Genomic DNA, 973 nt, shown 5'->3' with positions numbered 1-973 from the left:
AATTTAGGCAACAACGCCAATTTACATAACATTTCAGTATTAACTTTGTTAACGGTAGGCAATTTATCAAATTAATGCTTAACTATCAATAACCTGCATGAATACTTACAAACCTCGGCTTTATTGCGTAATTAAATTTCGAGATAGCGCTCCATTCCGTATGCTTTTTATACAATGCGACAAATTTCAGGTATACCGCACCCAGAAAGCTTGTTTAACACTTAAGTTTCAGCAACCTATAGCGATATTTCGTTGGTGACTGCGTTCTCAGAAGGTATCTTTCGCCAGACTATACACTTGCTACCCGTCCTCAACTTGCTTAGTTCTACGGCTGATGCAAGAATAATTCGGATAACTTAATGGAGCATTGGCAAGTATAAATATCGAGTCGATAAATCCTTGCAGCGTACTCAGTGGCATAAAAAACACGCGTTTCACCATGATCGCTGTCGTGATAGCTAAATAACTGAATCGACGTGGTCTGCCACGTTTATTCTGTTTGCTTTGCGCCCAGCCACTTATCAACTCTTCATCAACCCACAAGATCTGAGAGCCACGGTAAATGAATGAATGATTGGCTGCATTGTTTCAAAGTTTAGGGATGAGGCTACGAAAGGTTTTAGACGTAACTGATCAGATCGTAGGTTCTGGGTTTAGCTCCACTGAATTACGCAACAAAGTCATTTATACTCGCTAACAATACACTGCACTGCTCGCGAGTTTCCTGAATAGTGTCATGTTTGAAAATCCACTATAATACTTTATACATTCGACCTTGTTCTAAATAGGCCGACGCAAGCGTCGCATTAAACCCAGTTTTAGTTTGCCTTTTCGTAGTCACATATATTCCCAAAAGGATTATCTGGGTGAATATGATCGAGAATGAAAAAAGCAATTGGTCTATTTCTGTGATCCAACATGTTGATATCATCTAACTTATAATGATGTCCAGTAGGCGTTGTTGATCAAATCA

At 39.2% G+C, this 973-nt stretch carries 1 pseudogene; it reads right to left on the bottom strand.

Annotated features, from left to right (window positions below):
• Window positions 1-309 precede the first annotated feature (309 nt).
• A pseudogene (locus AB4585_RS08315) lies at window positions 310-564 on the bottom strand (transposase); the annotation flags it as partial.
• Window positions 565-973 lie beyond the last annotated feature (409 nt).

The organism is Vibrio sp. 10N.222.49.C9, assembly GCF_041474985.1.
In the GTDB taxonomy this organism is placed as follows: Bacteria; Pseudomonadota; Gammaproteobacteria; order Enterobacterales; family Vibrionaceae; genus Vibrio; species Vibrio crassostreae_C.
Note: the sequence above shows the minus strand (reverse complement) of the source record. Positions and strands in the feature narration are given on the sequence as shown.